Source organism: Meiothermus sp. (genome assembly GCF_026004115.1).
Taxonomy (GTDB): domain Bacteria; phylum Deinococcota; class Deinococci; order Deinococcales; family Thermaceae; genus Meiothermus.
Genome location: NZ_BPIM01000001.1, coordinates 750,031 through 776,480 on the forward strand (window position 1 = coordinate 750,031; position 26,450 = coordinate 776,480).

At 61.4% G+C, this 26,450-nt stretch carries 31 protein-coding genes and 1 pseudogene; 14 read left to right on the plus strand and 18 right to left on the minus strand.

Annotated features, from left to right (window positions below):
- Positions 1–6 precede the first annotated feature (6 nt).
- From Q0X23_RS03500 to Q0X23_RS03510, 3 genes are read right to left on the minus strand one after another with little or no spacing between them, the layout of a single operon-like run.
- Positions 7–564, minus strand: coding sequence for an ATP-binding cassette domain-containing protein (locus Q0X23_RS03500; protein WP_308446096.1), 558 nt, complete (start codon positions 562–564; stop codon positions 7–9).
- A gap of 32 nt (positions 565–596) precedes the next feature.
- The gene (locus tag Q0X23_RS03505; RefSeq protein WP_297859009.1) at positions 597–2,384 is read right to left on the minus strand and encodes an ABC transporter ATP-binding protein; all 1,788 of its coding nucleotides are present in this window, start codon (positions 2,382–2,384) and stop codon (positions 597–599) included.
- Complete coding sequence (locus tag Q0X23_RS03510; protein WP_297859010.1) at positions 2,368–3,015, minus strand: hypothetical protein; 648 nt, start codon at positions 3,013–3,015, stop codon at positions 2,368–2,370. Before Q0X23_RS03510 ends, Q0X23_RS03505 begins: the two co-directional genes overlap by 17 nt.
- 280 nt (positions 3,016–3,295) lie before the next feature.
- Between Q0X23_RS03510 and Q0X23_RS03515 the strand changes: the two genes are divergently transcribed.
- Together Q0X23_RS03515 and Q0X23_RS03520 are read left to right on the plus strand one after the other, a co-directional pair.
- Entirely contained in the window at positions 3,296–3,565 is a 270-nt protein-coding gene (locus Q0X23_RS03515) for an AbrB/MazE/SpoVT family DNA-binding domain-containing protein (RefSeq protein WP_297858994.1), read from the plus strand.
- Positions 3,562–3,960 carry a type II toxin-antitoxin system VapC family toxin gene (locus tag Q0X23_RS03520; protein WP_297859011.1) on the plus strand — a complete coding sequence of 133 codons (399 nt, stop codon included), beginning with the start codon at positions 3,562–3,564 and terminating at the stop codon, positions 3,958–3,960. Before Q0X23_RS03515 ends, Q0X23_RS03520 begins: the two co-directional genes overlap by 4 nt.
- On the opposite strand, the gene Q0X23_RS03525 is transcribed toward Q0X23_RS03520, so the two are convergent.
- The 11 genes and pseudogenes from Q0X23_RS03525 to Q0X23_RS03575 all read right to left on the minus strand — a co-directional run.
- Positions 3,957–4,187, minus strand: coding sequence for a hypothetical protein (locus Q0X23_RS03525; RefSeq protein WP_297859012.1), 231 nt, complete (start codon positions 4,185–4,187; stop codon positions 3,957–3,959). The genes Q0X23_RS03520 and Q0X23_RS03525 overlap by 4 nt on opposite strands.
- Positions 4,188–4,192: 5 nt before the next feature.
- A complete protein-coding gene (locus tag Q0X23_RS03530) occupies positions 4,193–5,719 on the minus strand; it encodes an ABC transporter ATP-binding protein (protein ID WP_297859013.1) in 1,527 nt (508 codons plus the stop codon).
- Positions 5,720–6,001: 282 nt separating this feature from the next.
- Positions 6,002–6,703, minus strand: coding sequence for a hypothetical protein (locus tag Q0X23_RS03535; protein ID WP_297859014.1), 702 nt, complete (start codon positions 6,701–6,703; stop codon positions 6,002–6,004).
- Between the two features lie 10 nt (positions 6,704–6,713).
- Complete coding sequence (locus tag Q0X23_RS03540; protein WP_297859015.1) at positions 6,714–7,652, minus strand: ABC transporter ATP-binding protein; 939 nt, start codon at positions 7,650–7,652, stop codon at positions 6,714–6,716.
- Positions 7,653–7,767: 115 nt separating this feature from the next.
- The gene (locus Q0X23_RS03545) at positions 7,768–8,361 is read right to left on the minus strand and encodes a CPBP family intramembrane glutamic endopeptidase (RefSeq protein ID WP_297859016.1); all 594 of its coding nucleotides are present in this window, start codon (positions 8,359–8,361) and stop codon (positions 7,768–7,770) included.
- 837 nt (positions 8,362–9,198) lie between these two features.
- Positions 9,199–9,630 carry a hypothetical protein gene (locus Q0X23_RS03550; RefSeq protein ID WP_297859017.1) on the minus strand — a complete coding sequence of 144 codons (432 nt, stop codon included), beginning with the start codon at positions 9,628–9,630 and terminating at the stop codon, positions 9,199–9,201.
- Between the two features lie 23 nt (positions 9,631–9,653).
- The gene (locus tag Q0X23_RS03555; RefSeq protein WP_119278139.1) at positions 9,654–10,004 is read right to left on the minus strand and encodes an SdpI family protein; all 351 of its coding nucleotides are present in this window, start codon (positions 10,002–10,004) and stop codon (positions 9,654–9,656) included.
- Between the two features lies 1 nt (position 10,005).
- The gene (locus Q0X23_RS03560) at positions 10,006–11,031 is read right to left on the minus strand and encodes a radical SAM protein (protein ID WP_297859018.1); all 1,026 of its coding nucleotides are present in this window, start codon (positions 11,029–11,031) and stop codon (positions 10,006–10,008) included.
- A 15-nt stretch (positions 11,032–11,046) separates the two neighbouring features.
- Entirely contained in the window at positions 11,047–11,934 is an 888-nt protein-coding gene (locus Q0X23_RS03565) for a hypothetical protein (RefSeq protein ID WP_297859019.1), read from the minus strand.
- Between the two features lie 84 nt (positions 11,935–12,018).
- The gene (locus Q0X23_RS03570) at positions 12,019–12,540 is read right to left on the minus strand and encodes a LuxR C-terminal-related transcriptional regulator (protein WP_297859020.1); all 522 of its coding nucleotides are present in this window, start codon (positions 12,538–12,540) and stop codon (positions 12,019–12,021) included.
- 52 nt (positions 12,541–12,592) lie between these two features.
- A pseudogene (locus tag Q0X23_RS03575) lies at positions 12,593–13,048 on the minus strand (ATP-binding protein); the annotation flags it as partial.
- A gap of 35 nt (positions 13,049–13,083) precedes the next feature.
- On the opposite strand from Q0X23_RS03575, the gene Q0X23_RS03580 reads away from it, so the two are divergent.
- The 3 genes from Q0X23_RS03580 (at position 13,084) to Q0X23_RS03590 (ending at position 13,970) form a co-directional block, all read left to right on the plus strand.
- On the plus strand, positions 13,084–13,272 hold the full coding sequence (locus Q0X23_RS03580; protein ID WP_297859021.1) for a hypothetical protein: 189 nt from the start codon (positions 13,084–13,086) through the stop codon (positions 13,270–13,272).
- 220 nt (positions 13,273–13,492) lie between these two features.
- Positions 13,493–13,732, plus strand: coding sequence for a hypothetical protein (locus tag Q0X23_RS03585; protein ID WP_297859022.1), 240 nt, complete (start codon positions 13,493–13,495; stop codon positions 13,730–13,732).
- Positions 13,733–13,868: 136 nt separating this feature from the next.
- Entirely contained in the window at positions 13,869–13,970 is a 102-nt protein-coding gene (locus tag Q0X23_RS03590) for an FAD-dependent oxidoreductase (RefSeq protein WP_297859023.1), read from the plus strand.
- A 164-nt stretch (positions 13,971–14,134) separates the two neighbouring features.
- Here the strand turns inward: Q0X23_RS03590 and Q0X23_RS03595 are convergent, their stop codons facing one another.
- Together Q0X23_RS03595 and Q0X23_RS03600 are read right to left on the minus strand one after the other, a co-directional pair.
- Positions 14,135–14,488, minus strand: coding sequence for a hypothetical protein (locus Q0X23_RS03595; protein ID WP_297859024.1), 354 nt, complete (start codon positions 14,486–14,488; stop codon positions 14,135–14,137).
- Positions 14,489–14,850: 362 nt separating this feature from the next.
- Positions 14,851–15,537, minus strand: coding sequence for a hypothetical protein (locus tag Q0X23_RS03600; RefSeq protein ID WP_297859025.1), 687 nt, complete (start codon positions 15,535–15,537; stop codon positions 14,851–14,853).
- 70 nt (positions 15,538–15,607) lie between these two features.
- Between Q0X23_RS03600 and Q0X23_RS03605 the strand changes: the two genes are divergently transcribed.
- From Q0X23_RS03605 to Q0X23_RS03625, 5 genes are all read left to right on the plus strand, one after another.
- Complete coding sequence (locus Q0X23_RS03605; RefSeq protein WP_297859026.1) at positions 15,608–15,853, plus strand: hypothetical protein; 246 nt, start codon at positions 15,608–15,610, stop codon at positions 15,851–15,853.
- 3 nt (positions 15,854–15,856) lie between these two features.
- Positions 15,857–16,858 carry a hypothetical protein gene (locus Q0X23_RS03610; protein ID WP_297859027.1) on the plus strand — a complete coding sequence of 334 codons (1,002 nt, stop codon included), beginning with the start codon at positions 15,857–15,859 and terminating at the stop codon, positions 16,856–16,858.
- Positions 16,836–17,810 carry an ABC transporter ATP-binding protein gene (locus tag Q0X23_RS03615; RefSeq protein WP_297859028.1) on the plus strand — a complete coding sequence of 325 codons (975 nt, stop codon included), beginning with the start codon at positions 16,836–16,838 and terminating at the stop codon, positions 17,808–17,810. The genes Q0X23_RS03610 and Q0X23_RS03615 overlap by 23 nt, the downstream gene beginning before the upstream one ends.
- On the plus strand, positions 17,788–18,555 hold the full coding sequence (locus Q0X23_RS03620) for an ABC transporter permease (protein ID WP_297859029.1): 768 nt from the start codon (positions 17,788–17,790) through the stop codon (positions 18,553–18,555). Before Q0X23_RS03615 ends, Q0X23_RS03620 begins: the two co-directional genes overlap by 23 nt.
- A 109-nt stretch (positions 18,556–18,664) precedes the next feature.
- Complete coding sequence (locus tag Q0X23_RS03625; protein WP_297859030.1) at positions 18,665–19,597, plus strand: GNAT family N-acetyltransferase; 933 nt, start codon at positions 18,665–18,667, stop codon at positions 19,595–19,597.
- Positions 19,598–19,929: 332 nt separating this feature from the next.
- Here the strand turns inward: Q0X23_RS03625 and Q0X23_RS03630 are convergent, their stop codons facing one another.
- Positions 19,930–21,420, minus strand: a complete 1,491-nt coding sequence (locus tag Q0X23_RS03630; protein WP_297859031.1) for a YifB family Mg chelatase-like AAA ATPase — start codon at positions 21,418–21,420, stop codon at positions 19,930–19,932.
- Positions 21,421–21,531: 111 nt separating this feature from the next.
- Between Q0X23_RS03630 and Q0X23_RS03635 the strand changes: the two genes are divergently transcribed.
- From Q0X23_RS03635 to Q0X23_RS03645, 3 genes are read left to right on the plus strand one after another with little or no spacing between them, the layout of a single operon-like run.
- A complete protein-coding gene (locus tag Q0X23_RS03635) occupies positions 21,532–21,834 on the plus strand; it encodes a hypothetical protein (RefSeq protein WP_308446071.1) in 303 nt (100 codons plus the stop codon).
- Positions 21,831–22,733 carry an ROK family protein gene (locus Q0X23_RS03640; protein WP_297859032.1) on the plus strand — a complete coding sequence of 301 codons (903 nt, stop codon included), beginning with the start codon at positions 21,831–21,833 and terminating at the stop codon, positions 22,731–22,733. The genes Q0X23_RS03635 and Q0X23_RS03640 overlap by 4 nt, the downstream gene beginning before the upstream one ends.
- 58 nt (positions 22,734–22,791) lie before the next feature.
- Positions 22,792–23,037: a glutaredoxin family protein gene (locus Q0X23_RS03645; protein WP_297859033.1), complete on the plus strand. Its 246-nt coding sequence runs from the start codon at positions 22,792–22,794 to the stop codon at positions 23,035–23,037.
- Between the two features lie 223 nt (positions 23,038–23,260).
- Here Q0X23_RS03645 and Q0X23_RS03650 read toward each other — a convergent pair whose 3' ends face one another.
- Positions 23,261–25,105, minus strand: a complete 1,845-nt coding sequence (locus tag Q0X23_RS03650; protein WP_297859034.1) for a transcriptional regulator — start codon at positions 25,103–25,105, stop codon at positions 23,261–23,263.
- Between the two features lie 501 nt (positions 25,106–25,606).
- On the opposite strand from Q0X23_RS03650, the gene Q0X23_RS03655 reads away from it, so the two are divergent.
- Positions 25,607–26,389 (plus strand): hypothetical protein, encoded by a 783-nt coding sequence (locus Q0X23_RS03655; protein WP_297859035.1) that lies wholly within the window; start codon positions 25,607–25,609, stop codon positions 26,387–26,389.
- Positions 26,390–26,450 lie beyond the last annotated feature (61 nt).

Consider the following 26,450-nt stretch of genomic DNA (forward strand, 5'->3'; position numbering starts at 1 on the left):
CACCCCTCAAAGCTTCCCCATAAAGGCCGACAGCAGGGTGGGCAGGCGCACCTGGCCACCGCTAAGCTGGGCCAGCCGCCGCTTGGCGATGGGCAGCGGGTCGAAGCGCTCCAGCAGGGCCTGGGCCTGTTGGTGGACTTTTGGCACTGGCAAGCCCCGCAGCACCCCAGCGTAGACCAGCACCTCCGCGACGGTGTAGTTGCGCAAGATGGGGGCCCGCTGGCCATAAAAGCTGACGTAGCGCGGCACTGCCCCAGGGTAGCGCACCACGTCCTGGCCCAGCAGCTCGATCTGCCCGGAGGTGGGCCTCAGGAGCCCGGTGATCTGGCGCACCAGGGTGGTCTTCCCGGCCCCATTGGGCCCGAAAACCCCCAGGATCTCCCCTGGCGGATGTCGAGGGAGATCGCGTCGTTGGCCAGCACTCCTCGCGCCCCGTAGCGTTTGGTGAGCTTGCGGATGACGTAGAGGTTCACAAGCTACCCTCCTGCTCCAAGACCGGCTGGGGCCTTGGTGAAGATAAGGGGCGAGCCTGGAGGACGGGAACGGGATTGTGCACGTTTGGATTCATAGCTTCTAGCAAGACGTGTTGGGAGGTTTCAATTCACCCTATACCCCTCAGCCTGCAACCGCCAAAGCTCGGCATAAACGCCATTGTGGCGCAACAAAGCCTGATGAGAACCCTCCTCCACCAAACGCCCTTCCCGCAGCACTAGAATCCGGTCGGCCATCTGGACCGAGGCCAGCCGATGGGTAATAAGGAGCACCGTCTTGCCCTGGGCCAACTCCGCAAAGCGTCCGTAAAGGTGAGCCTCTTCTTTGGGGTCGAGGGAGGCGGTGGGCTCGTCGAGGATCAGAAGCTCCGCCTGACGGAAAAAAGCCCGGGCAAGGGCGAGCCGCTGCCACTCCCCTAAAGAGAGCTCCGTACCCCCGAAAGCTTTAGAGAGAAGAGCCTCGGCCCCTAGCCGCCGCAGCAGTTCCGAAGCGCCCCCGGCCCGGGCGGCCTCTTCCAAACGCCCAGGGTCAGCTTGGTGCTCCAAATCGGCAAGGACAATGTTTTCCCGCAACGTCAGTGCGTAGCGACCAAAATCCTGAAACACCGCCGCCACCAGGCGCCGCCAGGACTCCAGGTCTAATTCCCGCAGGTCTACCCCATCCACCAAAATACGGCCCTCGCTGGGGTCGTAGAAGCGGAGCAAGAGCTTCACCAGCGTGGTTTTACCGGCCCCGTTCTCCCCCACCAGCGCCAGCCGTTCTCCCCGGCGCATTACAAAGGAGATCCCCTCCATCGCGCGCCGGCCATCCGGGTAGCTAAACCCCACGTTTTCAAAGCGAATCTCCTCAAAGTGCCGCACCATTCGGCCTGCGCTTGAAGGAGCCAGCGCAGAGGAGCGGGCCAGAAAACCCTCGAGCCGTTCGAAGTACAGAAGACTCTCGTATAGCATGCCGCCGTCCTGCACCAAGCCGTACAGGTTTTGCTGAAGGCTCCCCACCGACTGTAACAAGAGCACCAGGCTACCCAGCCCACCCGAACCCAAAAGAGCCTGGCGCAGGCCTAGGTACAGCGCTGCCGCCGTGGCCAGAGCGCTGACAAAAACCAAGCCGCTGGCCCCCAGGGCCTGCCGCCCGCGCGCACGGCGGATCTCTTGGTATAGCCGCCCAAAAGCGTCGAGATAACGCCCACGGAAAAAAGGAAGCAGCCCAAAGAGGCGCACCTCCTTGGCCGCCTCGGGGTTGAGCAAAGCCTCGGCATAGTAGCGCATTCTCCGGGCCTCGGGAGCGCTGAAGAGCACCGCCTCCCACACCCCTTTTTGCAACCTGAAGGTCAGCAGCGCTTGTGGCAGGGTGGCCAGAAGCAACAACAAGGGGAAAATAGGGGCCAAAGTCAGGAGCAAGAGCAGCACCCCGGCCACCGCAATACCCCCGCGAAAAGCGTTACCGAAAAAAACCAATAGATTGAGCGGCTGATAGGGTGCTTGGTCGCGCAACACCTGAAGTTCATCGTAAAAACTAGCGTCCTCAAAGGGGGTGAGATCGGGCAGGCCGGCCGCCTTCTCCATCAGCAGTAGGTGTACCCGGGCGGTGAGCTTTTCGCTTACCGAACCTTGCAGGTAGGCCACCCAGGGCACCAGCAAAAAGTCGAGGGCAAACAGCAAGGCCAGCCCTAAGAGCGGCCCTAGCAGCGCAGGGGTAAGGGAGCCACTGCCCAACCCATAGACCAAACCGTCCACCAAAGCCCGCGTCGCGCTTAACACCCCCACCGGTATCAGGCCGCTTGCGGCAAGGAGGCCCACCAAGAGGGTGGCCTCGAGGGGAGCCGCTCGAAAAACCTGATGAAGCGCCGGAACGGTTTGGCGTAGCAGGGAGCGCCTATGAGCCAGTCGCAACCACCTCCCGGTTTACCTCTCTAGCCCAGCGCCCGGGGTCTATGTAGTTGAAAGCAATATGGGCCCACTCTTCAGAGGTAATCGGGCAAACTTCCTCGACAATATACCGTTTCCGCATGGGCTTCATGGAATCGTGACGCAGGATTGCCTTATGTCCCTCAGGAACCTCTACTATCACGAAAGATTCGCCTTCTTCATCCCACTCCCAAATCGGTACCCTGCCTGCCAAGGCATAAAAGGCATCCCTGTTCTCATCAAGGTTTCGAGCATGCATGCTTGACGGGCAATACCAACAAGACGTGCGGTATTTCCCGCAAGCCACTACCTCAAGGGGTCGAACATAGTAGCGAAACTTGTACACTTCACCGAAGAAGATCAGAGAAGGCTGCTCAAATGGATGAGCAATGTTGCCCCCTTGTGGATCAAGGGCGTAGGCAAGTTCCGAACTAGGTCCCAGACGAACAACCAGACCAAAATCGTCCCGCACTTCAACCCAACCGTTTAAAGTTCTGAGCTGGTCTCCGACGCTCAGCACCGTATCCTCCGCCAAATGTGCCTCCTTCCCTTGGCGAAGAAGGATTGGTAGGTTGTGCTGGTCTTCCCGCATGATCCTGTTGATCCAGTATTTCATGGCCGTAAACCTCCTTTCACTTTTAGCCTGTTGAAGGCACTTTCACCCTACCACCCCCCCGGTAACCAAACCCCCTCTCAGAATGGTTACGTTCTTAACTCATTTTGGTTACCTTCCCTCTCATATTGGTTACCTTTTGACGATTTTGGTCACCACTTGAGGCTCGGGAACGAATGCCAAACTTTCGCCGGGTGCGGTTGTGGAGAGAACAGGAACAACCAGGTCTGCAAGGATCCGTATCGGCAATGTGGAGCATTCTAAAATGTGGTACGATTCAATTATGAAACACCCCGTGGTGCAACAAGCCGTACAGCTAGGGGTCAAAGGGCGTCTGGTACTACCGGCTGGGGTGCGCCGGGTTTTGCGGCTGCGGGAGGGGGATCGCCTGCTGCTGCGGCTGCGGGACGATGGGGTAATCGAGTTGGTCAAGGCGGAGGAAGTTGTACTGGGGAGCAAGGGTCTGTTGCAGCGTCTCTATCCGGCCCTGAAGGGGAAAACACTGGCTCAAGAACTGATCCAGGAACGGCGCAGGGAGGCCCTGCAGGAATGAGCGTGGTGCTGGATGCCTCGGCCTTGCTAGCCTACCTCAACCAGGAGGCGGGGGCTGAGGAAGTCGCTCGGCAGATGGTTGGGGGCGGTTTTATTAGCGCCGTGAATCTGGCCGAAGTCTACAGCAAGGTGACCGAGTGGGGCCAGGACGTGCACCTGCTGGAGCAGGCCCTGGTGCGGCAGGGTTTGCTGGGGGGTGTATTGGAGGTGGTGCCCTTCGGCCCTGAAGACGTCCAGCTTGTAGCAACGCTGCGACCCTTGACCAAGGCCCAGGGGCTATCCCTGGGGGATCGGGTCTGTCTGGCGTTGGCTATGCGACTGAAATTGCCAGCCATCACCACCGACAGCGCCTGGAACAACCTGGAAGCAGGGGTTAAGGTGCGGGTGGTGCGTTAGAGCAGGCTCCGCCTATAGGTCAGCGCCTCGGCCAGGTGGGCTTCCTGGATGGGTTCTGAGTTCGAGAGGTCGGCGATGGTGCGGGCTGTCCGCAGGATGCGGTCGTAGCTGCAGGCGGTGAGGGCTAAATGTTGGGTGACCGCTTTACAGGGAGCTGGAGCACAAATACCTTCGTATGCTACTTGATCTGAACCCCGAGTGCAGGGCCTAGTGACCTGGGTGAACACGGCCGCTACCGGGAGTCCAGCACCTGCGGGCCCGCCAGCTCCACCACCCGGTCGAAGCGGCTGTGCAGTGCCTCATCCCCGTGCAGTACCACGACCAGGGCCTTTCCCGCGGTCCGGCGCAGGATGAGCTCGAGCACCCCCTCGCGGCTCTCGAGGTCCAAGTTGGCCAGGGGCTCGTCCAGAAGGTAGAGGTCGGCCTCTTCGCAAAGCAGCACGCCGATGGCGGCCCTCTGCCGCTGCCCCGAGGACAGGGCCTCCGGGCGGCGGTCCTCCAGGCCCTCCAGCCCCAGTTCCCGGCGGAGCCCGGCGTCGGGAACCAGCTCGCGCACCGTCAAGGGCGGCAGCTCGGGGGGAGCGGTGAGCGCGGCCACCCGCGCGGGCAGCTCCACCTCACCCCTCTGGGGGGCTAAATACCCCGACAGCACGTGCAGCAGGGTGGTCTTGCCCGCGCCGTTGGGTCCTACGAGCAGTAGGCGCTCACCCGGGCGGATTTCCACCCGCGGCAGCTCCAGCAGGGCCCCGCCCGCGTAGGCCAGCCGCACCCCCTCGAGTCGGGCTTCGGCGGACGGCCGCCCGCAGGGGGCGGGTGCGGAGGAGAGCAGCCCGTGGACGCGCTCGAGGACCTGCGCGTGGCGGTGGAACTCGGGCACCCTGCGCAGCAGGGAAAAGGTGTTGTCTACCGCCCGCCAGAAGGCGTTGACGAAGGCCAAGTACCCGCCGAAGCTCAGCACGCGGACCAGGACGAAGTAGCCGCCCACCACCAGCGCGAGCGTGTTGGCCAGGTTCATGAACACGTCGCTCCAGGCCTGTTGGGCCTCCATCAGCCGGTGGCTGCGGTAGGTGCCTTCGAGGTAGGCGCCCAGGGCCTCCCGGTTGGCGGCCAGAGTCGGGGGGAGAAGACGGGGTAGGCCGCGTAGGGCCCGGAAGGCCTTGAGCGATTGGGAGAGAACCTCGAGGTAGCGGGCCTCCCCCTCCCGCTCGTCCTCGGCAGCCCGGCGAACCCGCGTCCCGACCCGCTGCGCGACCCACAGTAGCGGCGGGACCAGCATCGCCAGGGCCAGGGTAGCCTGCCACGACAGGTACACCAGCACCCCCAGGAAGGCCAGGGTCGCCAGGGCCTGGCGGGCCACGGCAACCAAGAGGGAAACCGCAGGGGCCAGCCCCTCGAGGACGTCCTGGTGAACCCGGCTCACCAAGGCCCCGGCTCCCTCGCGGCTGAAGTCTCGCCAGTCGAGGCGGAGGGCCTGGGCCAGCAGCCGCCCCTCCACCTCGAGCACCACCCGGTTGACGAAGGCCTTCTGCCAGAGCGAGACGGCCCAGAACAGAGCAACCAGGCCCAGTCCCACGGCAAGGTAGGCAAGCCCCAGGAGCCCGAAGCGCCGGAAGTCTTGCGTGACCACCGCCTCGTCGAAGAGCCACTTGAGCATCAACGGGTGGAGCAGGGCCTCGGCCCCGCTCACCAGGCTGCTAACCGCCAGCAGGCGCAAGAAGCCCGCTTTGTGCTTTCCCAGAAGATGCCAAAAGATGTTCATGGCGGGTTTACCTCGTCCAGGGTGAAATCCGTCAGCAGGCGCTATAGCTCATGCGATACTCCTGCGGTTTCGCTATCAAAATCGGTGGTTGTGCGCCTTGAGCCCTCTCCAGGTGCGGCACTTTCTTTCGGTAAATTGAGCTGGAGCAAGGGGCGAACGAGCGTGTTGGGATCAAAAGATAGACATCCGGCCAGGCGTTGCTAGGGTACAAACCCAGGCACATTTGCGGCAAAACCATGGCTTTTGTGAAATCCCACGAGGTTTGCCTAGCCGGAAGACGAATCACTCTTGACCGATCAGTCCTCTTTTGAGCATTTTACGCTCGCCCCACAGGAAGACCAGTACCCCGACCAGCAGACTGAACAAACAAGAGGCGATAAATGCCAACAGATCGATCTGTCCGGTTCTGAGGTAGAGCAGGCCCCCCGCGAATGGGGAGAAAGGGGCCAGGCTCCCCAGCGTGGGAGTGGAGGCGGCCAACGCAGTGCCGAGGAGAATAAGCCACAGAATTTGAGGCAGGGAGCCGATTTTATGGAACACCAGCCGCATTCCTGCTAACACCAGGCCCAAGCCCCACATCGAAAAGAAGACCGGGAACCCGGTCAACGCCAGGTCGAGCGCGCTACCGAGGCCGCTGCCCCTGATGAGACCCAAAGCGAGGACAAAAAAGACTAGGGTTGGGACCGTCTCGATGGAACGCCCAACGGCTATCGCCAGCAAATAGGGTATGGATGGAAGCGGTTTTAGGTAGAACTCCTCCAGCCGTGTCTTATTCCCCGCTAGGGTGTCCATGGGCAGATTCAAGGCACCCCCCGCCATAAATGCCAGGAAGAAGCTTGCCGTGTTTGCCTCGACGGTGCCGCCGCCTTGGATGGCAATGCTACCCAAGGCCAGAAGAATCCCCATAAGGAAGAAGGAAACATAGTTGGTGATGAACTGGAATGGGTATCGCGACTCTTCCAGAATTCTGTTTCTGAGGGTCAACCAGCTGATCCTAAGGTAGGTTGACATGAGGATCGGTCCTTTCTTCCAAAAGAGCCAGGTAAGCGTTCTCGAAGTCGAGCGATCTGCTAACGTCGATCAATCTTGCACCGAACCGGCGTGCCAAGTCCAATACCAGCACCAGGCTATCTCGGTCGAGTGGAACAGTGACTCGATGGCCTGTCACCGAAACTGTGTCGGGTAAAGCTCCTGCAAACTGGGTTGTAAACGTGTCGAACTCGAGCTCTACCTTGCCTCTCCCCACCCGCCGGATAAGTGCCTCGGGACCGTCCTGAAAAATAGTCTTTCCACGGTGGATGACCACGACCTTGTGTGCAATCTGTTCGATCACGGAGAGTTGATGCGAGGATATGAGCACCGCGCACCCGCTCGAGGCAAACGAACGTATTAGATCGAGCATCTCACGGGTCGCTTCTATATCCAGTCCTAGGGTAGGCTCGTCCAGTATCAGAAGTTGGGGCTCGTGCAGGAGGGCGAGGATGAGTGATAGTTTTTGCTTCATGCCCCGTGAAAAACTATTGATCACAGCATTTTTATGTTCTGCCAAACCAAAGCGCTCGAGCAAAACAGCCGCTCTGTGGCGGATCATTAGCTCGGACAGTCCGTAACTGGCACCCACAAACCTGAGCAAATCCAGGGGCGTCCACCTGGGCGGCAGTTCGCGCTGACCGTCAAGCAAAGCACCGCATTTCCTCACTACCGAGTGGCGGTGTTTGGCCGGATCGAGGCCTAGTACCGAGACACGCCCCGAATCCGCATGCATCAAGCCCAGCATCACGCGCATGAGGGTGGTTTTGCCAGCTCCATTGGGGCCCAAGAGCCCCACTACCTCTCCCTCAGATAGGGTCAACTCTGCCCCATCAAGGGCTTTGGTGGGTATCCTCCCTGGTGTCCGGTAGTAAGCAACTACCTCTTTTAGTTCCACTAACATGCTCTATTCACCCTGGCTCGTGAGGGCAGGCCGAATGTAACGAAGGTACAAGCCTACCGAACAGTTTAGTCCCCAGTGCATAATCCAACCAGGTATTAGTGAGCCGTAGAAAAGATTAGCGGCCATGAATATAGCAGGAAGGAAACAGAGTAGGACTGATTAGCGCGCCAAGAACGTAGCGGTCGGGGCGAATTGAGTGGTGCTTAGCATATGCCCGGAACGGCAGGTAATGCAGAAGTCCAAAAAGCAGTGCTGTGACAACAATGGAGATCACCGAACCAAAAAGAATAAACAGTCCAACACCGATTAATCCCCGAAAAACGATTTCCTCCCAAAGCGTTGTACCTCCGTGGGTAATGAAGTTTTTAGGAATGGCGTATGATCCAAGATATGGGCAGCCATCGCTTACAACACCGGCCCTAACCAAGCCAGGGTAGTCTGTGCCAGTCATGTACCAGCGATAGAGGAAGATATTAGCCATCATTGTTGCCAATGTTAGCAAGATAACTTCAACAAAACTCGAACTCGAGAGCCTCCACCAAGACCCTGGAACAAACCAGTAGTCCAACGCTAGCCAGACACAGAATAGGACAAATGAGATAGCTATTGAATTTCTGTATCCTCGGTATGTGGGATCGGTGCGAGAGGTGGCATCGTTAAGCAGGTAGGCGGAGAGCAAAATCATAACAGTTAGCATTATCTCAGTCATGTCTCCCCCGAAACAAAGAAGGGGTGGACCTTAAGCTGACGCCCACCCCAAGCTCCCAGATGATTACCGTTTAGACACAATCTTCCTGCTGGGATTTTCAAAAGTGAGTCTAAGTCTCACTCCTGAGCAAGTTGAGCAACTTCCCACGCTGATTCTTACAGATAGCAAGAATCTCATCAGCGTCAAAATCTTCCTGGCGGGCATGTTTAGCCAAAGCAATATGGTCCATGATCGTTGTAAGAGATACAAATGGTGTAACCACAGCAGCCAGCTTTGACACGCAGCAAAACTTTACCAATCCGAACCATACTCGCCTCCTAACTAAAGTAGTACAGAGGACCAAAGCTGTCGTAAATCACGATGCTTATCCCGCAGCACCCGCCCCGCACCACAAAGCGAAATTGCCTGAAAAGCTTTTTCAACCGAACCACCTCCTACTTGCGCTTTTCCGATTTACGGCGCTCGAAATCTTCCGTGGGTATCACTTCGATACGAATGGATCGAATCCATTGCAGAAGCGACCGGATGGCCTTAGCAAATGAAGTTATCGTTTTTTATCACCCCCTTTTTCTACTTTTTCAGCCCTGCAGGGCTTTTCTATTAATAGCACCCCCAACGTAACCAAACCCCCTCTCAGAATGGTTACGTTCTTAACTCATTTTGGTTACCTTCCCTCTCATATTGGTTACCTTTTGACGGTTTTGGTTAACTTGCCCTTGCTAGGGTTGTGGTATGCGCAGGGTGAGATGGTTTTTGTTGTCGCTGATTCTGCTGGCTTTGGGTTGGAAGGAATTGGGCTACGCCTGCACCCTCCCCGACTGCCTGCCTCGGGGGGGCCTAGCGGTACTGGGCGCTGAGCCTCTTGACCCAGGATCGGGCCGCGGTGTAGCGGGGGTCTTGCGGGGGCAGGCGATGTAGGAGGGCCTCCCAGAGGGTGAGGTCGTCCGGGATTTGCTGGGCCAGGCGGTAGAGCAGCTCGAGGTCGGGCTGTTGCAGCACGGCTTCTTTGAGCTGCCCTTCGATGCGGTGGCGCAGGAGCTCGATGCCCGGGGCCTGGCTTCTGGGCAGGAGGGGGCCCTGGTAGAGGGCCAGGGCTTGGTAAAGCTGGTTTCGTTCCAGGGCTTCTTGCAGTTGTAGAAAGTCGGCCTCGATGGGGCTAAGGAGCCGGTAGGGGCGGTTCTGGACTTCCAGGCCCTGCTGGCGCAGGCGGAGAGCTAGCTCCTGCGGCCCCGCTGCCGCGTTGATGGTTAAGTCAGCTTGATTTTCCATAACGACCCACCGAGGTTGCTAGCTCACAAGTTCCGATGGTATAAGAAAAGCACCAGAATGAGAACCAGCAGTGGCACGATCTCAAAAGCCAGCCCCAGTACGGTTAGGCTGTTGGGATCGAGCTTGGTGTAGCGATCTAGGAGTAGAAGGGCGATGCCCAGAACAATCATAACGATCGAGACAGTGATAGTAACTCGGCCCGCAAAGCGGTTGGCCTCGTACCAGATGGACGGATCGGCCAGGGTCTTGGACGTCCTGAAGCCATAGGTGCTGTTGGGAGGAACTTTCCCCTGCACCAGCGGGATGGACAGCCCGACCAACAGCGCCGCCACGATGAAAATTGAAACGGCTATAGCCATGGTTGTCCCACGCATGCTAAGACCTCAGGAGCGAAAACCGTAATAGGACGTCCCCCACGACCTCCTGATAGTGCTCGCGGATGACGCGCTTGATCTGCGGGCTTTGGTACATGAAGCGGCAGATGTCGCACTGGTGTGCGAAGCGGTTTTCCCACTCAATAGAGGGATCCTTCTGACCGGCCCAGGCCACGATCTTCTCCGGCCCGTCCACTGCAAGCCAGATCTTTATGAAATCATTGGAGGCCGCCTCGTACATATCGTGCATGTTGGCTTGATCGAGCAGCCCCAGTTTGACCTCAGGGATCTTCTCGGCCGTGATGCCACAACAGGCGAAAAGCTCCTTTTGGGGCGTAGGTACGATGGTGGAAAGGATGCTGGTACAGCCTGACCTCAGGTGGACGTTATCAGCGTTGATCAGACAGTTCGTGTCATACGGAACCTCGCCGTCCTCCATCGCGATCCACGGGCTTTCTACAATTGTCACGTTCGCATCCAGATCGTGCCCGTCGAACAGTCCCTGGGCCAGGGGGTGCTCGAGCAGTACCTGCTTGGTCACCCGGCGCTCGGCCTGCAGCTCCACCATGATAGCAACGCCTATACCGAGTTGGGCCGCTGCCTTTGCTCCATGGAGAATGTTTTCGATGGGAACGAACTTGGCGTGATTATCACCCGTGCTTAGATTCAGCTCAGTCAATCCAGCATCCCGTAATTCAACTAGCCGATGCAGAGCGGCCTTCTCTGACGACGCCCAATAGCCGTTAGTGACACACCGAGTGGCTAGGCCAAGGCGCGTAGCAAGAGCCACCGCCTCTACCAAGTCGTCGCCTAGAAGAAAGCACTCCCCGCCAGAGAATGTCACTAAGCTGAGGGATTCGAAGCGAGCCGCCTCACGGATATATCTGAGGATATCTTCTTGGGGTGTCCGGCCCGGTACCCAAGGGTGCGAGCCGAAACAGCAATTTGCGCAGGCCGCCGTACACCTAAAGGTGGGTAGTACGGTTAGACAGGACGGTCCTGGTTGCTGCAGCCTAGCCGTATTCATAGCGGCTCCCTAGCTTCACAGGCCTGACTGCTCCTGAGCATATTTGGTGAAGAGGTCGACGAACTGGATCCACTCCGTGACGTGCTGGCTGGAGCTTATTGAGTTGCCGTTTGAGTTCCAGTTGGCATTGGTATTGGCATTAGCATTGGCGTTGGCGTTTAAGTTAGCGTTGGCGTTGTAGTTGACGTTAGCGTTTACCTTCCAGTTGGCGTTCGCTATCACGTTAACGTTGACGAAGATGAAGACCACAGTAGGCCTGACCCCGGCTTTGCTTAGGTTTCCGCTGATCGCGGCTGCCAGGCGAGAGGCATACTCCCTTATCTGGGAGTCTGCAATCTTTAGCTCGAGGATTTCCCTGACCTTCGGGTCTGAGACTAACACGTTGACCTGATCCTCGATCACCCGTTTCCACAGAGAATCAGGGGAAGTCAGGTCTTTTTCTACCTCTCGCAAGAAGCGGACGTCAAGCCGGTCGTTGGTCATGACGTTCCGTATCTGGCTTAGGGCCGGGTAGCGCTGTACGATGGCCCCAAGCCGCTCGCGTAGCACCGTATTGCCAACGAGATAAAACAGCAGTCGGTTGGCCTTGCTGATGTTGAGCCGGCTGTCCTGGGAGACGATGTTGTGCTGCACCAGAGTTGCGACTGGGTTCTCGACGAACTGCGATTGCAGAGCGTGGTCCTTGGGTAGGGTGCTGACAAAGCTCAGAAGCTGCTTCTCTTGGGCCGTGAGCTCGACGATGAGTGGCTCTTCCGTCTCGTTGATTGGCTTAACGAAGCCGTGGCCGCAGGACGTGAGCAGGAGACCACTGGCTGTGCCTACGAACTCTAGGAACTTCCTTCGGGTGCTGGAATGCCGCTTGCCTTCCCCAAATTGTTCTTTCGTGCCGTTCTCCCCTTTCATGCTGTTCTCCCTTAGATATCCCTATTTTCGAGTGAGCACTCCAAGGAGGTCAAGAGAAAAACTCCCATGCAATCTAGTAAAAACTCACACTCCGCGCCATCCCCGGCAGTGGGGGAGCAGGCCCAAGTAGTACAGTGCCAGCTCCACCCGGTTCTCTAGGCCCAGCTTTTCCTGTAGGGAGGACACCCAGTTGTATACCGTTCGCCTGGACACGCCCAGCATCCGGGCGATATCCGCATCGCAAAGACCCAGCGCCACCGAGCGCATTACCTGCCGCTCGCGGGCGGTCAGGCTATCCGGGCCCAGGGGCGGGAGTTTTTGGAAACCCCGACCCTGCGCGACCTCCCGCAACCCCTCGAGGACATCCTCCGGCCTGGCCGAGGTGGCTAGGATCCCCTCCGGCTGCAAGTCCATCAGGTCGCACAGGTAGTGGGAGGAAGGGCACTGGGTCACGATGAGGCAGGGCCGAGGAAGCCGGGCTAAGCCCCACAGGACGAAGCCCCAGGGGGCGTCCAGCACCAGGTGGACGGGGCGGGAGAGCGAAGCGGACGCCAGGAGGGTCAGGCCGTGGAGCCGTAAGGTCTCGACGCCACTATGGCATAGCATGCCGTACTCATTCTAGGAGATCCGGAGCGAAGCGGCTTGTTGGATTAAGCCCTCACGCCAGACTCCTTCGGTAGGTCAGCGCCTCCGCCAGGTGGGCTTCCTGGATGGGTTCTGAGTTCGAGAGGTCGGCGATGGTGCGGGCCGTCCGCAGGATGCGGTCGTAGCTCCTTGCGGTGAGGGCCAGGCGTTTAGTGGCCGCTTGCAAGAGGGCCTCACTGGTGGGGGAAAGCACCGTGTGCTGCCGCAGCGCCCTGCCGAAGAGTTCGCTATTGAGCTTCCCCTGGCGGGATTTCATCCTTTCCCTCGCCGCCAGCATCCGTTCTCGCACCGCGGCGGTGGACTCTCCTTCCGGTGCACGGGCGAGTTCGGCGGGGGTGAGGCGGGGGACTTCCACCACCAGGTCGAAGCGGTCGAGCAAGGGGCCGCTGATGCGGTTCACGTACCGGGTGCGCTGGGTGGGGGTGCAGCTACAGGGTCTTTCCGGGTCGCCGTGCCAGCCGCAGGGGCAGGCGTGTGCAGGGTAATCGGGGTATTCAAGGTAACATGACCTACTTTCTTCCTCGACAAAAACCGGGGCCGGTGGGAAAGGTAGAGCTACGAGCTCTGTTGGTGGAGGAGCACCGCCGGACAGGGGCCAGTGCCCGCAGCCTGGCCCGGAAGTATGGGGTGAGCAGCGGGACGGCCTGGAGGTGGGTGTACGGGAAGCGCAACCTTCTCAAGAGAGGCTCCTGACCCTCGCTACCCCTATCCCCGCCCTGATGCGCTGTGGCAGCGGTTAGCGCCCCTGGTTCAGGGCGAAGGCAAGAGAGTTCCATCCCGGTATGCCAGATGCTCCCTCGAGGAGGCCATCTTCCTGGTGTTGCGGGAGGGGCGGCCCTGGGGGATACTCCTCCGGGTTACCCACCGGGGAAGATGGTCTACTGGCACTATAGGAACTGGGTGAGCCGGGGGTGTGGGCGGAGGTGGAGCGGATGCTGGTGGGTTATGCGCCCTCCTGACCCTCACCTCCGTCCTCAAGCCCGATCACTTCTTGGTGTACTATCCACCCAACCTCACCCAGGTGGTCACCCTGCTCGAGCACCTCAAGATCCTGGCCCTCCCCTACCTGCAAGAGCGAACGCTCGAGGTCATCCACCGCGAGTGGGGCGTGCACTCCCCATCCCCATCGCATACCCCAAGTTCCAACAAGTAGGCCACACCGCGTTCCTGGTGTAGTTGCCGCGGCTGGCGGGGAGCGGTAAGCCTTAAGCACGTCGGAAAAAGGGCGAGCCCCCGTGCCCGTCCCTAGAATCGGCGTTTTGCGTCTGGTGTTTCGCATTTGATGTTTAGTGTCTCACTCCGCCAGTTCCACCTTCGAGGCCCAAAGCGCCATCCGGGTGAAGCAAAACTGCCACTCGATGGGTGAGGCCGCGGGGGTAGCGGCGGCGTAGTGCGCGGCGCGGGGCGTGGGGGTGCGCGAGATTGACGGGGTCGAGTTGCCCGAGGCCCTGCGGCGGCAGGGGGCCAACCTGTGAGGTACAACCCCGGCCGGCACCACCGGCGCTCGATCCGGCTAAAGGGGTTAAAAGGGGTTAGATGATTCCTCGGTGGGATCCTATTTTGTGACAGTCTGTGTCCAGGGCCGGGTCGGGCCGGGCCCAGCAGCCGTACCCAGGTGCTTGCGCAGGGTACGGCCGGGCACCAGCTCTTCGGCGATGAAGGCGCGCCCCCCGTACTCGAAGCGATCCAGCGGCCGGGGCACCAGCCCCGTAGAGGCCAGCTTCTCCAGCAAGACGTACTCCTGCTGCAGCCGGAACACCACGTCGTGCCCCTGTGGATCGGTGCCTACGTGCGGACGAGCCTCCTTGAGAATGACTTCCGCCCCGGTGTGGACGTCGAGGGCTTTGTAGAGCCCGCCCTTGTTGCTGAAGTGCAGCGCCTCCAACACCCGGTAACGCTCCTTCAACACCACGCCGCCCTGGCGCGACGGCCGAGGCCCCGGTTGGGGTTGGGAGGGCTGGGTCTGGGGTTGTGGCGGTCGGAAGGGGTCCTGGGCCCAGGGGGGCGCGGAGAACCAGGGGTTATACCAGATCCGGTTAGTTCGTCACCCTTAGGTGACGAACTAACCCGACCGAAGGGAGTGCTCTAGGATTCAAAAAGATCGCCTCTGGGGGTCTTTGGTTTGGATGATTATCTTTTTGAATCCGGTATTATGCTCCCGCCCAGAACCTTCCCCAGGACTTCGAGGAGCGGAGCTGAAACGGCCTCACCGATCCCCGCAACGGCCGTGCCGTGCAGCCAACTTCCGTCCTCGGTTGCGAGGCGTATTGCCTAAGCATTGACATCGTCGTCGGGGATCAGGTTGATCCGCACGAGGTAGGGGTGCTGGGGCCCGGTACCGGGGTCGAGCCGGTAACGATTTATGAGCTCTGCCAGCTCCTGCTGTAGCAGCTTGGCCCTTTCTCGACTGAGGTGCAGTGAGCTCGTTAGATCCAGGGTCGCTTCGGGGGAGCTAAGCAAAAGGTTCGTGAAGTCGAGCGCTTCGCCGGGGCATGGAGAGAAGCGGTAGCGCAGACCGGCAGTGGGCTCGAAGTCAACATAAAGCCCCTCCATGGACTGCTCCTGGGAGGCCCGCTTGAGCGCACTGACCGTCCCGGCCGTGAAGACCTGGTCGAAGCGCTTGTGTACGTCGGCCAGCCAATCTTCTAAGAACAGCTCTGGGATGAGGCTTAGGGGCAGGTAATAACAGCCGGCGGTGGCGGTGTAGCGCTTGATGGGGCTGCCAGCCCGTGGGGTCAGCCGGGTTAGCCGGGCCAGCCCGAGGGTGGCCAGGCGCTTGAGCCTGTAGGCGGCGGCGTCTACCTTCAGCCCCAGCCCGAAGGCGTACTCACTGGCCGATAACTCCTGGAACACCAGGGGGCCGAGGGTGCGGGCGCTGTCTACGTTGAGGAGAAAGCGTATGGCGCGGGGGTCGTCAACCGTTTGAATGCTGGTGGAATTCTCCGGTTGCATTTCCATCTGCTTAGGATAAATCCTCTTCATAAGAGGTCGTTGAGTCCGGACACGGCCTCTAAAAAGGAGGTAAGGCATGTTAAAGACCGTATCTGCACGTCTGGAGATCCCCCGTCGGCTGAACTTCAGGGCGGAGGGAATTCACCACCTGCCCCGCCCGTCGCTCGAGCTCTGGATGGGCGAGGCCCTGCCCCGCTGCGCGAAAAAGGGCTCGAATATCTCCCCTGCCATCTCATACACGATCAATTACACCTGGGTGCCGCCGATGGAGGCCCACCGGTCTCAACTACCCGCCGTGTGCCCCTGCGCTTCTGGGATGTAGACCATGGCCACATCCGTAAGCGGCCTTTCGCAACGTCTCGCGAGCGCCCTGGAGCCAGTCTTCGGGCGCTCGCCCACGCTGATATCTGACAGCCCGGAGCTGGTCGAGTGGCTCGCAGACCAGGGGTGTGAGTCCGTCCTCCTGGAAGTGGGAGCGGTCGAGAGGTTGTCCAAGCGCCATCGGCAGAATGTGCTGATGATCCCCGCCACCGACCAGGCCTTCTCCTTCCACGTGCTCGACCGGGCGTTCCGGGGAAGCCGTGTCCTGATCGTCCCGGTGATCGCCTTTGACCCGGCCCTCGAGGCGGCGCAGTACACCGTCGAGATGGTGTCGCGCTCCGACTTCGCCGCGGCGGTGGCCCAGAATCGGGCCTGGCTGGATCTGGTGCAGTACGCTGCAGAACCCCTGGTGTTTGAGGGGCCCGCCGGGCGGCTGGAGTGTGGGATCAAGGAGCGGGTGCAGCTGATGAAGCCCCGCACCCAGACCATGCTACTCCCCGGGGAGTGGGAGGCCATCGGCATGTACTTCGAGGTGCCGATGATCCCGGACAACGAGGACTTCTTCCATCCGGGCTACATCGTCAACGGCCAACTGGAGGTTTGTGGCGCGGCCGTGGCCCGGCACCGGCAGATGCCCGCCCCACTGGTGCCCCTGCACGCCGAGGCGTGGGAGCTGATGAGCGGCCTACTGGCCGAGGGCCGCTTCCCGCTGAAGGTCGAGGTGAAGGACTCGCGGCTGGTCGGGGCCACCGCCGGCGGGCGGGACATCACACCGGAGCTGCTGCGGCTGTCCAACGAGAAGCTCGAGCTGCTGCTGATCGAGTTCGCCTTTAGCAACAACCCCAGCCTCAAGGCGGGCATGCTTGACTGGAGCGTGAACTCGGTGATGAATGAGGGCATCCAGGGCCTCCACATCGCCGTTGGCGACGGCCTAACGGGTGCGCACATCGACCTGATCTGCGCCGACCTGGAGCTGACCAGCCATGATCTCGGAGCGGCAGGCTAGCTTAGGCGAGGTCGGGCAGGTGGTGGTGCGGGCGACCGACCTGTGGAAGACTTTCCGGCCGGGCCGGCGCGTGATCGAGGCCGTGCGCGGGGTCTCGCTGACGGTGGCGCGGGGCGAGGTACTGGCCTTTCTCGGGCCCAACGGCTCGGGCAAGTCGACTACAATTCGGATGATGGCCGGGCTCATGCGCCCGGACTCCGGCAAGGTAGAGGTGCTTGGTGTTGAGCTGTCGTCTGGCCTGCGTGGCAGCGCGGGGGTCGGCGCGGTTCTCGAGGGCAACCGCAACATGTACTGGCGCATGACCGTCGGCGAGAACCTGATGTACTTCGGCCGGCTGCGGGGGCTCAGCCGCCGGGAGGTGCGCGCCGAAAGCGACCGCCTCCTCGAGCAGTTCGGGCTGGCCGAGCGACGCGATGACCTGGCCCAGCAGCTCTCGCGGGGCTTGCAACAGCGCCTCGCGGTCGCGCTGGCACTGCTGCACCGGCCCAGCTTCCTGCTGCTAGACGAGCCGACCCTGGGGCTCGACTTCGAGTCCACGGAGGCCCTTAAGCGCATCATCCATGAGGTCGCCGGGGCGGGCACGGCAGTGCTGCTGGCGACCCACCAGCTCGACGTAGCAGAGTCGCTGGCCACCAGGGTCTCCCTGATCCACCGGGGGCGGCTGGTTGTGGACGAGAAGATCCAAAGCCTCGTGGCTCGGTTCTCCGGCGACTCCTTCAGCCTCGAGGTTGCCGACGAGCTCTCGCCCGAACAGCACGGCCGGCTGGCGGATCTGGGGGCCCTGATCCACGACAACACCATCACCTTCCGGGCCGAGCCCGCGACGTTCTGGGCGGTTATGGACGCGGTGCGCCCTGCCCGCGTGGTGCGCTTAGAAAAGAGCCAGGCCGACCTGATGGAGATCGTTCTCAGGCTCATAGAGGAACACAATGCTACAACTGATCACAAATGAGGCCTGCCGCAACCTGATCCTGTTCCGCCGCTACCTGGGTGAGTCTGTCGCCAGCCTGGTGGTGCTGATGCTGGTCTTCTACGGTCTCTTCTTGGGCACCCGCTACATGGCCGGGCCCACCGCCCAGTTCGGCGACCGGCTCGACGCCATGGTCGTCGGCTTCGTGCTGTGGACACTGATCCTGAGCTCGTTTGCGGGGCTGGCCCAGAACCTAGCGGAGGAGGCCCAGACGGGGGTGATGGAGCAGGTCTTCCTCTCCTCCTACCCGCCTACCGTGGTGTTCCTGGCCCGGTGTGTCTCCAGCGTTGGGTTCATCCTGCTGGTCAACGGGGCTGTGCTAGCCGCGCTCATCCTGCTGACCGGGGCCAGGATCGTCCTGCCGCTAGCGGTGATCCCCCCTGTCATCACAATCCTCATGGCTTCGTACGGGCTGGGGTTCGCCTTGGCCTCGCTGGCCCTGCGCTTCAAGCGCGTCACCCAGCTCGTGAACCTGGGGCAGTTCGCCCTTCTGTTCCTGGTCATGACCCCTTTCGAGCATTGGCAGAGCCCCGTTCCGGGGTACGTGCTTCCCATGGCACCCGGCGTCGGCCTGACCCGCGAGGTTATGGCACACGGGGGCAGCCTGGACGGCTCGATGATGTCGGCGGCAGCCCTTAACGGTCTGGTCTACCTGGCCCTGGGCGTCTGGGCGTTTCAGGTCGGGATCCGCAAAGTTAAGAGCCAGGGGCTGCTAAGCGGGTATTGAGACTGGAAGCGGTCGAACGCGGTGAGGCGGTCGGCCGACGATGTAACGGCCTATGGTCGGGGCAGGCTCTAACCCACCGCATAAGCACCCCAGGGAAGGAGGAGGAGACATGGGAGCCGGTACCGTTGCAGCCGGGCTGGAGACGTCCCGGACGAGTCTGAGGCCGATCTCGGTCGGCGACGCCGACCTGGTGTATGCCACCCTTCAAAACCCCAGGGTCACCCGCTACCTGGATCAGCCGCCGCCGTCGCTCGAGGCGGCGCGGGCTATGATCGAGGTGATGGCTGCGCCTGAGACGGGCCGCTGGTGGGTTGTTCGCGCCCGAGACGGCCGGGCCCTCGGGTCCGCGGGGCTCAACAGGCTCTACACACCGGGCGTGGGCATCGTCCTGGATCCCGCGGCGTGGGGGCACGGGCTCGCCACGGAGGTACTCGGGGCGGTGGTGCGGTACGCGCTCGAGGCGATGAGGCTCAGCCGTGTCGAGGCCCAGGTGCATGAGGACAATGTCGCCGCGAGGGCAGTGGTTGAGCGCCTGGGATTCACGGTGCGGGGCCTAACGCACCGTTTCTACCCGGCCGAAGGCCGGGTGCGGCTTACGTCGGTGTGGGGCAAATCCGGGGAGAATCCTGCGGGCGCCGCGGGCCTCCAAGCCGATCCAGTGACGAAGGCCGAGGTCTGCAAGCAGCTTGTGCTGCTCCCGGTGCAGGACATCCGGGCCACGCTGGGCTTCTACGTCGGCAGCCTTGGCTTCCGACTCGACTTCGTCCAGGGCGACCCGCCGCAGTACGCTGCCGTCTCACTGGGGTGCTGGTCTTCCGATGTTGGACGCATACACTTTTTCGCCTCCCCTGATGCGGCTGTGGCAGGTGCACGGCCGACCGTGTACTTGTGCCTGGGGGATGACCTGAGCTCCGTGTACCAGAGGGCTCGAGAGAACGGTGCGGCGGTGACGCGCGAACTGTTGGAGATCCAAGCCGGCACGCGGGAGTTCGTGCTGACTGATCCAGACGGCTACAGGGTGGCCTTCCGAGACGTACTCTAGCGCGTACTTCTTCGGCACAGACGCTCCCAGTGGGCAGGGGTATCCGCGATCGGCAGGCTACGCAGCCCCAGTCGCGCCCAGCGATGGAAATCTGAGAAAACAGGGGTTCCCCGGTCGCGTTTGGCGATGGAAAAACACGACCAGCGCATCCAGTAGGACTTATACCAGATCCGGTTAGTTCGTCACCCTTAGGTGACGAACTAACCGGACCGAAGGGAGTGCTCTAGGATTCAAAAAGACCGCCTCTGGTGTTTTTGGTTTTGCAAACTGTCTTTTTGAATCCGGTATAAGAATCCCCAGGGTGCATAAGTGCAAGTTTTGAGACGAATTTTTCACCCCAGACTCCTTCGGTAGGTCAGCGCCTCGGCCAGGTGGGTCTCCTGGATGTTCTCGGCCCCTGAGAGGTCGGCGATGGTGCGGGCTGTCCGCAGGATGCGGTCGTAGCTCCTTGCGGTGAGGGCCAGGCGTTTAGTGGCCGCTTGCAAGAGGGCCTCACTGGTGGGGGAAAGCACCGTGTGCTGCCGCAGCGCCCTGCCGAAGAGTTCGCTATTGAGCTTTCCCTGGCGGGCCTTCATCTTTTCCCTTGCCGCCAGCACCCGTTCTCGCACCACCGCGGTGGGTTCTCCTTCTGGTGCGCGGGAGAGTTCGGCTGGGGTGAGCCGGGGGACTTCCACCACCAGGTCGAAGCGGTCGAGCAAGGGGCCGGAGATGCGGTTCACGTACCGGGTGCGCTGGGTAGGGGTGCAGCTACAGGGTCTTTCCGGGTCACCGTGCCAGCCGCAGGGGCAAGGGTTCATGGCCGCAATCAGGAGAAACCTGGCCGGATAAGTAAAACTAGCCCGGGCCCTCGAGATGGTCACTACCCCGTCCTCGAGCGGCTGACGCAGCACCTCGAGGGCATCGCGGGAGAACTCGGGAAACTCGTCCAGGAACAGCACCCCCCGGTGGGCCAACGAAATCTCGCCAGGCTTGGGGATGGTGCCGCCGCCGATGAGCCCGGCATCGGAGACGGTGTGGTGGGGGCTGCGAAAGGGCGGGGTCTTGATGAGGCCCTTCATCAGCCGTCCAGCGGCAGAGTGGATGCGGGTGACCTCGAGGGCCTCCTCAGAACCCAGAGGCGGCAAAAGCCCCACCATCCGCTTCGCTAGCATGGTCTTGCCCGAGCCCGGCGTGCCGCTCATCAGCAGGTGGTGGCCCCCGGCTGCGGCAATCTCCAAAGCCCGCTTGGCTTTGGCCTGGCCCTTCACATCCAGCAGGTCGAGCAATGTTTCTGGCGCTTCGATTGCGGTGCTCGAGCAGACCACGGGCAACTCCTCCTGCCCCAGCAAAAAGCGCACCAGTTGCGCCAGGTGGGTCGCCCCAAAAACCTGCACCCCTTCAATCAGGGCGGCTTCTTCGGCAGAGGCGTGGGGCATGAGGAGCTTGTAGCCATCTTGAAGGGCACCCAGGGCCAGGTTCACCGCCCCCGGCACCGGGCGCAGTTCGCCATCCAGTCCCAGTTCGCCCGCCGAGGCAAAGCCTTGCAGGGCTTCGGTTGGAATGCTCCCCTGGGCACAGAGTAACCCCAGGGCAATGGGCAGATCGTAATGGGTGCCTTCCTTGCGCAGCTCGGCTGGGGCCAGGTTGATGACGACGCGTCCTTGCGGATAGGGAAAGCCCGCGTTCTTGAGGGCGGCCCGCACGCGCTCGCGCGATTCTTCCACAGCCTTGTCGGGCAGGCCCACCACCGCGTAGAAGGGCATCCCCTGAGAAACGTCCACCTCCACCGTGATGGGCTGGGCCTCGAGGCCAAATAGACTATAGGTTCGTACTTGCGCCAGCATAGCTACCGCTTTATAGCTTAGCGGGCCGGTTTGCAAAACTTGGGTAATTGGAAAGGTTGGGTCAAAGGCAAGCCAGAGGCCCCTTCCCTTGGGCTGTTATGCTGTTAGCCAATGAACGACCACTCCGTCATGGATGAGCAAGACCCGGTTCAAAACACCCTTCCCCGTCGCCTAATCGGGGAAGTAGCCTATGTGCTGCTGCTTTCGGCGCCCAGGGTGATCGCCGAGGGTATTAGAGTGCAGTTGGAACAGCGCCGGATTCCGGTTTACCTCGAGACCCCCTTTACCAGCTTTGGTCTGCCGGAAGCTTACCTGGGCACCTACACCGGGGATGTGGGCCTCTGGGTGCCCAAGGTACTGCACGAGGACGCTGTACTGATTGTGGAGCGCGACCACCAAGGAGAGCCATCATGAGCGTAGTGGGGATTGATCTGGGCGGAACCAAAATTATGGCAGGGGTGCTGAGCGAGGGGGTCATAAAGGCCAGGGTCACGGTACCCACTCCCGAGGAGGGGGGCCAGGCGGTTATCGAGGCCATGGCCCAGGCTGCTTTGTCGGCCATTGAGACCGCAGGTATCGGCATCAAGGCCATTGGCCTGGGTACCCCCGGGCCTCTGGACTTCAAGCGGGGCCGCATCAAGTTTGCGCCCAACATTGCCAACTTTACCGATTTTCCCATTGTGGAGCGGCTCGAGCAGGCCACCGGCTACAAGGTCTACATGGAAAACGACGCCAACGCCGCCGCGCTGGCCGAACATAAGCTAGGCGCAGCCCAGGGCGCCGAGAGCACCCTTTACATGACGGTCTCGACCGGGGTCGGGGGTGGTTTTGTGTGGGGCAACAAGGTGCTACGTGGCGCAAACGGCCAGGGGGGCGAGATCGGACACATCACCATGCAGCCCGGCGGCCCCCTGTGCGGCTGCGGGCTGGATGGCTGCCTGGAAGCCCTGGCGACAGGCCCCGCCATGGAGCGCATGGCCCTGGCCTCCTTCAAGCGAGAGATGGGCACCCGCGAACTCTTTGCCCTGTTCCAACAAGGCGATCCCAGGGCCAGCCGGATCGTGTTGCAGGCCGCAAGCTGGGTGGGCATTGCCCTGGCCTCGCTGGTCAAATGCTACGACCCCGAGGTGGTGGTGCTGGGGGGCGGGGTGGCGCTCAACGCCGGCCCAGCTTATCTGGACGAAGTGATGCGCTCGTACCATCGCTACATGGAAAACTGGATCATCCCGCCCGTCCACCTGGCCAAGCTGGGGAGCGAGGCCGGACTGCTGGGGGCGGCCCTAACGGCGGCCCTCGAGGTCGGCGAGGCCTAGCCAGCGTTATCAAAAGCACACTGTTTCATCCAGGGCCCACGTACACTCGCTGCTGGCTATGATTATCCTGTACACCACCTCCTGGTGCCCCGACTGCCGCGCTACCAAACAAGCCCTTGCTGCCCTCGGCCTGCCCTATACCGAAGTGGACATCGAACAGGACACGAGCGCTGCCGAACTGGTGATGAAGGTGAACAACGGCAAGCAGAGCGTACCCACCCTGGTTTATGGCCACCACGCCACCTCAATGAGCCGTTTTTCTATTGCCAAACTCAAGAGCTGGCTCGAGCAAGTGGGCCTTTAGGCGGGCAGCTACCAGACACAAAATTGTTATACCAGATTCGGTTAGTTCGCCGCCGTATGGCGGCGAACTAACCCGACTGAAAGGAGTGCTCTAGGATTCAAAAAGATAGCCTTTGGGGGTCTTTGGTTTGGATATCTTTTTGAATCCGGTATTACGCGCTCTGAAGAGCCGTCCAACCAGATCAAAGCTGGGGCTTGGAGCCCCAGCTTTTGTGTTGGAGGATTCAGTGTTTCCTCGCGGCTTCTACCGCGCTACGAAAAAATTCGAGCACCTCTACTTTTGGCGCAGACTGGGCCTGGGCTGCCGGGGCGATGCGGTAGGAAGTGACCTCGAGGTCAATCAGGCCGCTTTCGGCGCTGCTGGTGAGGCGGATGCTGGCCCCTGCCGGAACCCGGAACCACACATCAAGCTCTTCTTTCACGGGCAGCAACAAGGCATTGTCGGCCAAAGCCCCGGCCTGGATGCCATGAAGAAAAATCACCCGGGCCTCGCGGGGCTCCTGGATCTCCAGCATGAGGGGCGCCGCACGGCCCGAAATGCCCACCCCCAGGGGGTTCTCCACATACACGTGGCCCTTGAGGTGCAGCAGGGAAGCTTCATCTTGGCCCGCCCACATGATGCCCGAAGTGGTGGCCTGGGAAGGGGTGCGTACCCAGCGCACATGGCGGCCGTCCACTTCGAAGCCCTGGCCAAAACGGGCTTCTTCCAGGAGGGCCAGCTCGCTGCCCCGGGCCATCTCACCCACGCTCGGCCCCATCGGGAGGGCTTCGTTCATACCCAGCCAGGCCTTGAGGCCGTAGCGGGTCCAGCCCGGCAGGGTATTCACAAAAGTGCCCCAGTCGGCGGTGTCGCCAGCCATCAGGCGGTGGTAGGCCTCGGCCATGCGCTGTTCTTCCATGGCGCATTGCAGGGCAGCCTGGCGGTGGTACTGCTGGCGGCGCCCCGGCTGCAGTCCCAGGTACAGAACCCGGCGGCTGGCATCGTCGGAGAACTGCCACTGTCCAGCATAAACCAGCCAGCCCCGGCGCTCGAGCTCGTCCAGATAGGGTGTGGCCTCCAGCGCATCCAGCAAGCCCTGGCTGTAGGGGCCGGGGTGCACCGAGAGACGCTCCAAGGCCAGGCGCGCCTCCAGCGAAAGCATGCGGGCCTCGAGCTGTACCTGGGCCCGTACCCGCTGGGGCAGGGGCACTTCGGCGCCGGTGTGGGGCACCGCCAGCAGCTCGCGCAGGTGGCCGGGCGAGCCCCCCGAGGCCAGGAACAGCCGCGCCGCCTGGGCAAAGGGCAGGTTTGCGAGCATCGAGGCGCGGGCTTCGGCCCACGACAAAGGCGGCAGGGTGATGTAGCGGGTGCGTTCGGCGGGATAGTGGCTGCGCAACTCCAGGATCAGTTTAGGGTCTTCCCCATAGGAGGAGCGCTCAACCACCCACAGCCCATCACGGTCGGTCAGGATGCGCTCCATGGAGACATCGGTGTAGGGAGGGCGTAGGTAGTGCAGCGCCTTACCACCCCCCCTGGGGCCTTCCAGGAAAGGCACCCCCAGGGCTTTGGCCAGGGCCTGGGCAAAGGCCGTGCGCCCCGAGCCAGGTCGGCCCATCAGGATCAGCACCGAGGGCAGGGTCAGTTGTGAAGCCACCTCCTGCACCAGGCGTTCGCGTCCGACGGTACCCGAGCTATTGGCCATAAGCTGCGAGCGCTGGCCCTCGAGCCAGGCTCTAAACTCCACCGAGAGCTCCTCCAGCCCTTCCATGGGTGCCCCGGGCGAAGGGGTACGATCCAGGGAGACAAAGGGCGGAAGTTGCAAGGGATCTTCGCCCGCTTTGAACAGGGTATAGCCCAGGGGGGCCAGGGCCTGGCTCAAGCGATGCAGTTCGACCCGCAGGTTCTGCGAGGCCGCCGAATGTCCCCAAAGCAGGTCGGCCAACACCTCACGCCGGGTGGCTCCTTCCAGGGCCAGGTAGTACAGGATGGCCAAACCCTTGCGCTGGAGCTTTAGCTCGCGACCCTGATACTCCAGCCGGGCCGGCCCCCATAGTTTGAGTTGGATTGGTCCTCCAGCTTTATTCATCATCTACACTCCTTGCAAATCTCCCTGGGGCGTGGCCAAAGTCCCGGTGCAAATCCCTTGCCGGCAATTTCCGCGATATTCGCGGAGCATGAGTGCATTGGGGTATACGACCAGGGCCGATTCATCACGGGATTGCTTCCACAACCCCTGCCGGGAAATAGACGTAGCCCGGTGACAATCATCACCGATCCGAGTCTTTTGCTCTTTACCTCCCTTTCTCAAGCGTGAACTCCTTCGTTAAACCTCTCATGCAGAGTAACACGGTGAAAGGGAATCCCGTGGTCAAAATGCACAACCCAGGTCACACCCCTTTTGGGGGGTGTCGGTCGTTGATCAAAAGGGAATTGCTCGTAGCGAAACAAACCCAACATACAGCAACTCGCTGCGTTCTGCTGGGCCTATTTCATCTAAGGCAACTGCACCGCCATGCCTCTTTCCCTTCCAGCCTGCACCGCTGTGATGAATAAACAGCCCAAACATTGGTACTGTAGGACAATCACCCCTATGAAACACATCCAGGCATTGATTTTTCTAGCCATCTTCAGTGCGGCTTTGGCCCAAAACCCATGGCCTCCAAAGCTCGAGCAAGGCCAGGTATGGAACTTCGTCATCGAGGCCCAGGGCCAGCGCCTTGCCTGGAACGTGCGACTGGGCACAGCCCAGAATGGGGTCTTCGAGGCCCAGGCCCAGGGGGTGGACACCCGGGCCGCCCAGGTGGCCTACTTCGCCGAGACCCTGCCCGGCACCAACTACAAAAACGTGCTGGTGTTCGACTTCAAGGCTCCCACAGCGGCCTCGAGTGTTGCCTCGCCTTTTACCTGCCTCATCCAGCCGGACGGCAAGGGCACGGTCGCGCTGATTGGGCTGCCTTGCAGCGCCTCTTTGGGCAGCGCCGCCGCCGGCACCTCGGGCAGCGCCGGCGCCCCCACCTGGCTCAAAGAAGCCCGCAAGGAGCCGGTAGCAGGCCAGACCTGGCGCCTCGAGACCTTCAACGTGGCCTGGAACCTCACGTTGAGCAAGTCCGAGAGCGACGGGTTCTCGGGCAGTGCCAAAATGGTGGAAAACCGCAGCGGCGACCTGCTCCCTACCGACTGGGCCATGCGCCTGTACTATGTAGGCCGCACCCTGCGCCTGGATGTTTCCGTGGGGCAAGCCCTCATCTCCTGCCTGCTGGACGACCAGTACCAGAACGCCGTGGACGGGGTGCTGCGCGGCGAGGCTAACCTTTACAGCCAGGGCCAGCAGGGCAGCCGGGGTCAGGGTGGTTGCCGGGTGGTGCTGCGATAAAAATCGCTTTTTCCTCGCTTATGGCGTATCCTGATTAAAAGTTCAGGACACGGGGAAAACC

Bases quoted from the DNA above. Each gene is read 5' to 3' on its own strand.
- Q0X23_RS03615 (WP_297859028.1), top strand. From the start codon at position 16,836: ATGATCTCGGAGCGGCAGGCTAGCTTAGGCGAGGTCGGGCAGGTGGTG.
- Q0X23_RS03630 (WP_297859031.1), bottom strand. From the start codon at position 21,420: ATGCTGGCGCAAGTACGAACCTATAGTCTATTTGGCCTCGAGGCCCAG.
- Q0X23_RS03605 (WP_297859026.1), top strand. From the start codon at position 15,608: ATGTTAAAGACCGTATCTGCACGTCTGGAGATCCCCCGTCGGCTGAAC.
- Q0X23_RS03635 (WP_308446071.1), top strand. From the start codon at position 21,532: ATGAACGACCACTCCGTCATGGATGAGCAAGACCCGGTTCAAAACACC.
- Q0X23_RS03610 (WP_297859027.1), top strand. From the start codon at position 15,857: ATGGCCACATCCGTAAGCGGCCTTTCGCAACGTCTCGCGAGCGCCCTG.
- Q0X23_RS03645 (WP_297859033.1), top strand. From the start codon at position 22,792: ATGATTATCCTGTACACCACCTCCTGGTGCCCCGACTGCCGCGCTACC.
- Q0X23_RS03560 (WP_297859018.1), bottom strand. From the start codon at position 11,031: ATGAATACGGCTAGGCTGCAGCAACCAGGACCGTCCTGTCTAACCGTA.
- Q0X23_RS03530 (WP_297859013.1), bottom strand. From the start codon at position 5,719: ATGAACATCTTTTGGCATCTTCTGGGAAAGCACAAAGCGGGCTTCTTG.
- Q0X23_RS03570 (WP_297859020.1), bottom strand. From the start codon at position 12,540: ATGCTATGCCATAGTGGCGTCGAGACCTTACGGCTCCACGGCCTGACC.
- Q0X23_RS03565 (WP_297859019.1), bottom strand. From the start codon at position 11,934: ATGAAAGGGGAGAACGGCACGAAAGAACAATTTGGGGAAGGCAAGCGG.
- Q0X23_RS03515 (WP_297858994.1), top strand. From the start codon at position 3,296: ATGAAACACCCCGTGGTGCAACAAGCCGTACAGCTAGGGGTCAAAGGG.
- Q0X23_RS03510 (WP_297859010.1), bottom strand. From the start codon at position 3,015: ATGAAATACTGGATCAACAGGATCATGCGGGAAGACCAGCACAACCTA.
- Q0X23_RS03600 (WP_297859025.1), bottom strand. From the start codon at position 15,537: ATGGAAATGCAACCGGAGAATTCCACCAGCATTCAAACGGTTGACGAC.
- Q0X23_RS03580 (WP_297859021.1), top strand. From the start codon at position 13,084: ATGACCTACTTTCTTCCTCGACAAAAACCGGGGCCGGTGGGAAAGGTA.
- Q0X23_RS03620 (WP_297859029.1), top strand. From the start codon at position 17,788: ATGCTACAACTGATCACAAATGAGGCCTGCCGCAACCTGATCCTGTTC.
- Q0X23_RS03625 (WP_297859030.1), top strand. From the start codon at position 18,665: ATGGGAGCCGGTACCGTTGCAGCCGGGCTGGAGACGTCCCGGACGAGT.
- Q0X23_RS03545 (WP_297859016.1), bottom strand. From the start codon at position 8,361: ATGACTGAGATAATGCTAACTGTTATGATTTTGCTCTCCGCCTACCTG.
- Q0X23_RS03550 (WP_297859017.1), bottom strand. From the start codon at position 9,630: ATGGAAAATCAAGCTGACTTAACCATCAACGCGGCAGCGGGGCCGCAG.
- Q0X23_RS03555 (WP_119278139.1), bottom strand. From the start codon at position 10,004: ATGCGTGGGACAACCATGGCTATAGCCGTTTCAATTTTCATCGTGGCG.
- Q0X23_RS03540 (WP_297859015.1), bottom strand. From the start codon at position 7,652: ATGTTAGTGGAACTAAAAGAGGTAGTTGCTTACTACCGGACACCAGGG.
- Q0X23_RS03520 (WP_297859011.1), top strand. From the start codon at position 3,562: ATGAGCGTGGTGCTGGATGCCTCGGCCTTGCTAGCCTACCTCAACCAG.
- Q0X23_RS03655 (WP_297859035.1), top strand. From the start codon at position 25,607: ATGAAACACATCCAGGCATTGATTTTTCTAGCCATCTTCAGTGCGGCT.
- Q0X23_RS03640 (WP_297859032.1), top strand. From the start codon at position 21,831: ATGAGCGTAGTGGGGATTGATCTGGGCGGAACCAAAATTATGGCAGGG.
- Q0X23_RS03650 (WP_297859034.1), bottom strand. From the start codon at position 25,105: ATGATGAATAAAGCTGGAGGACCAATCCAACTCAAACTATGGGGGCCG.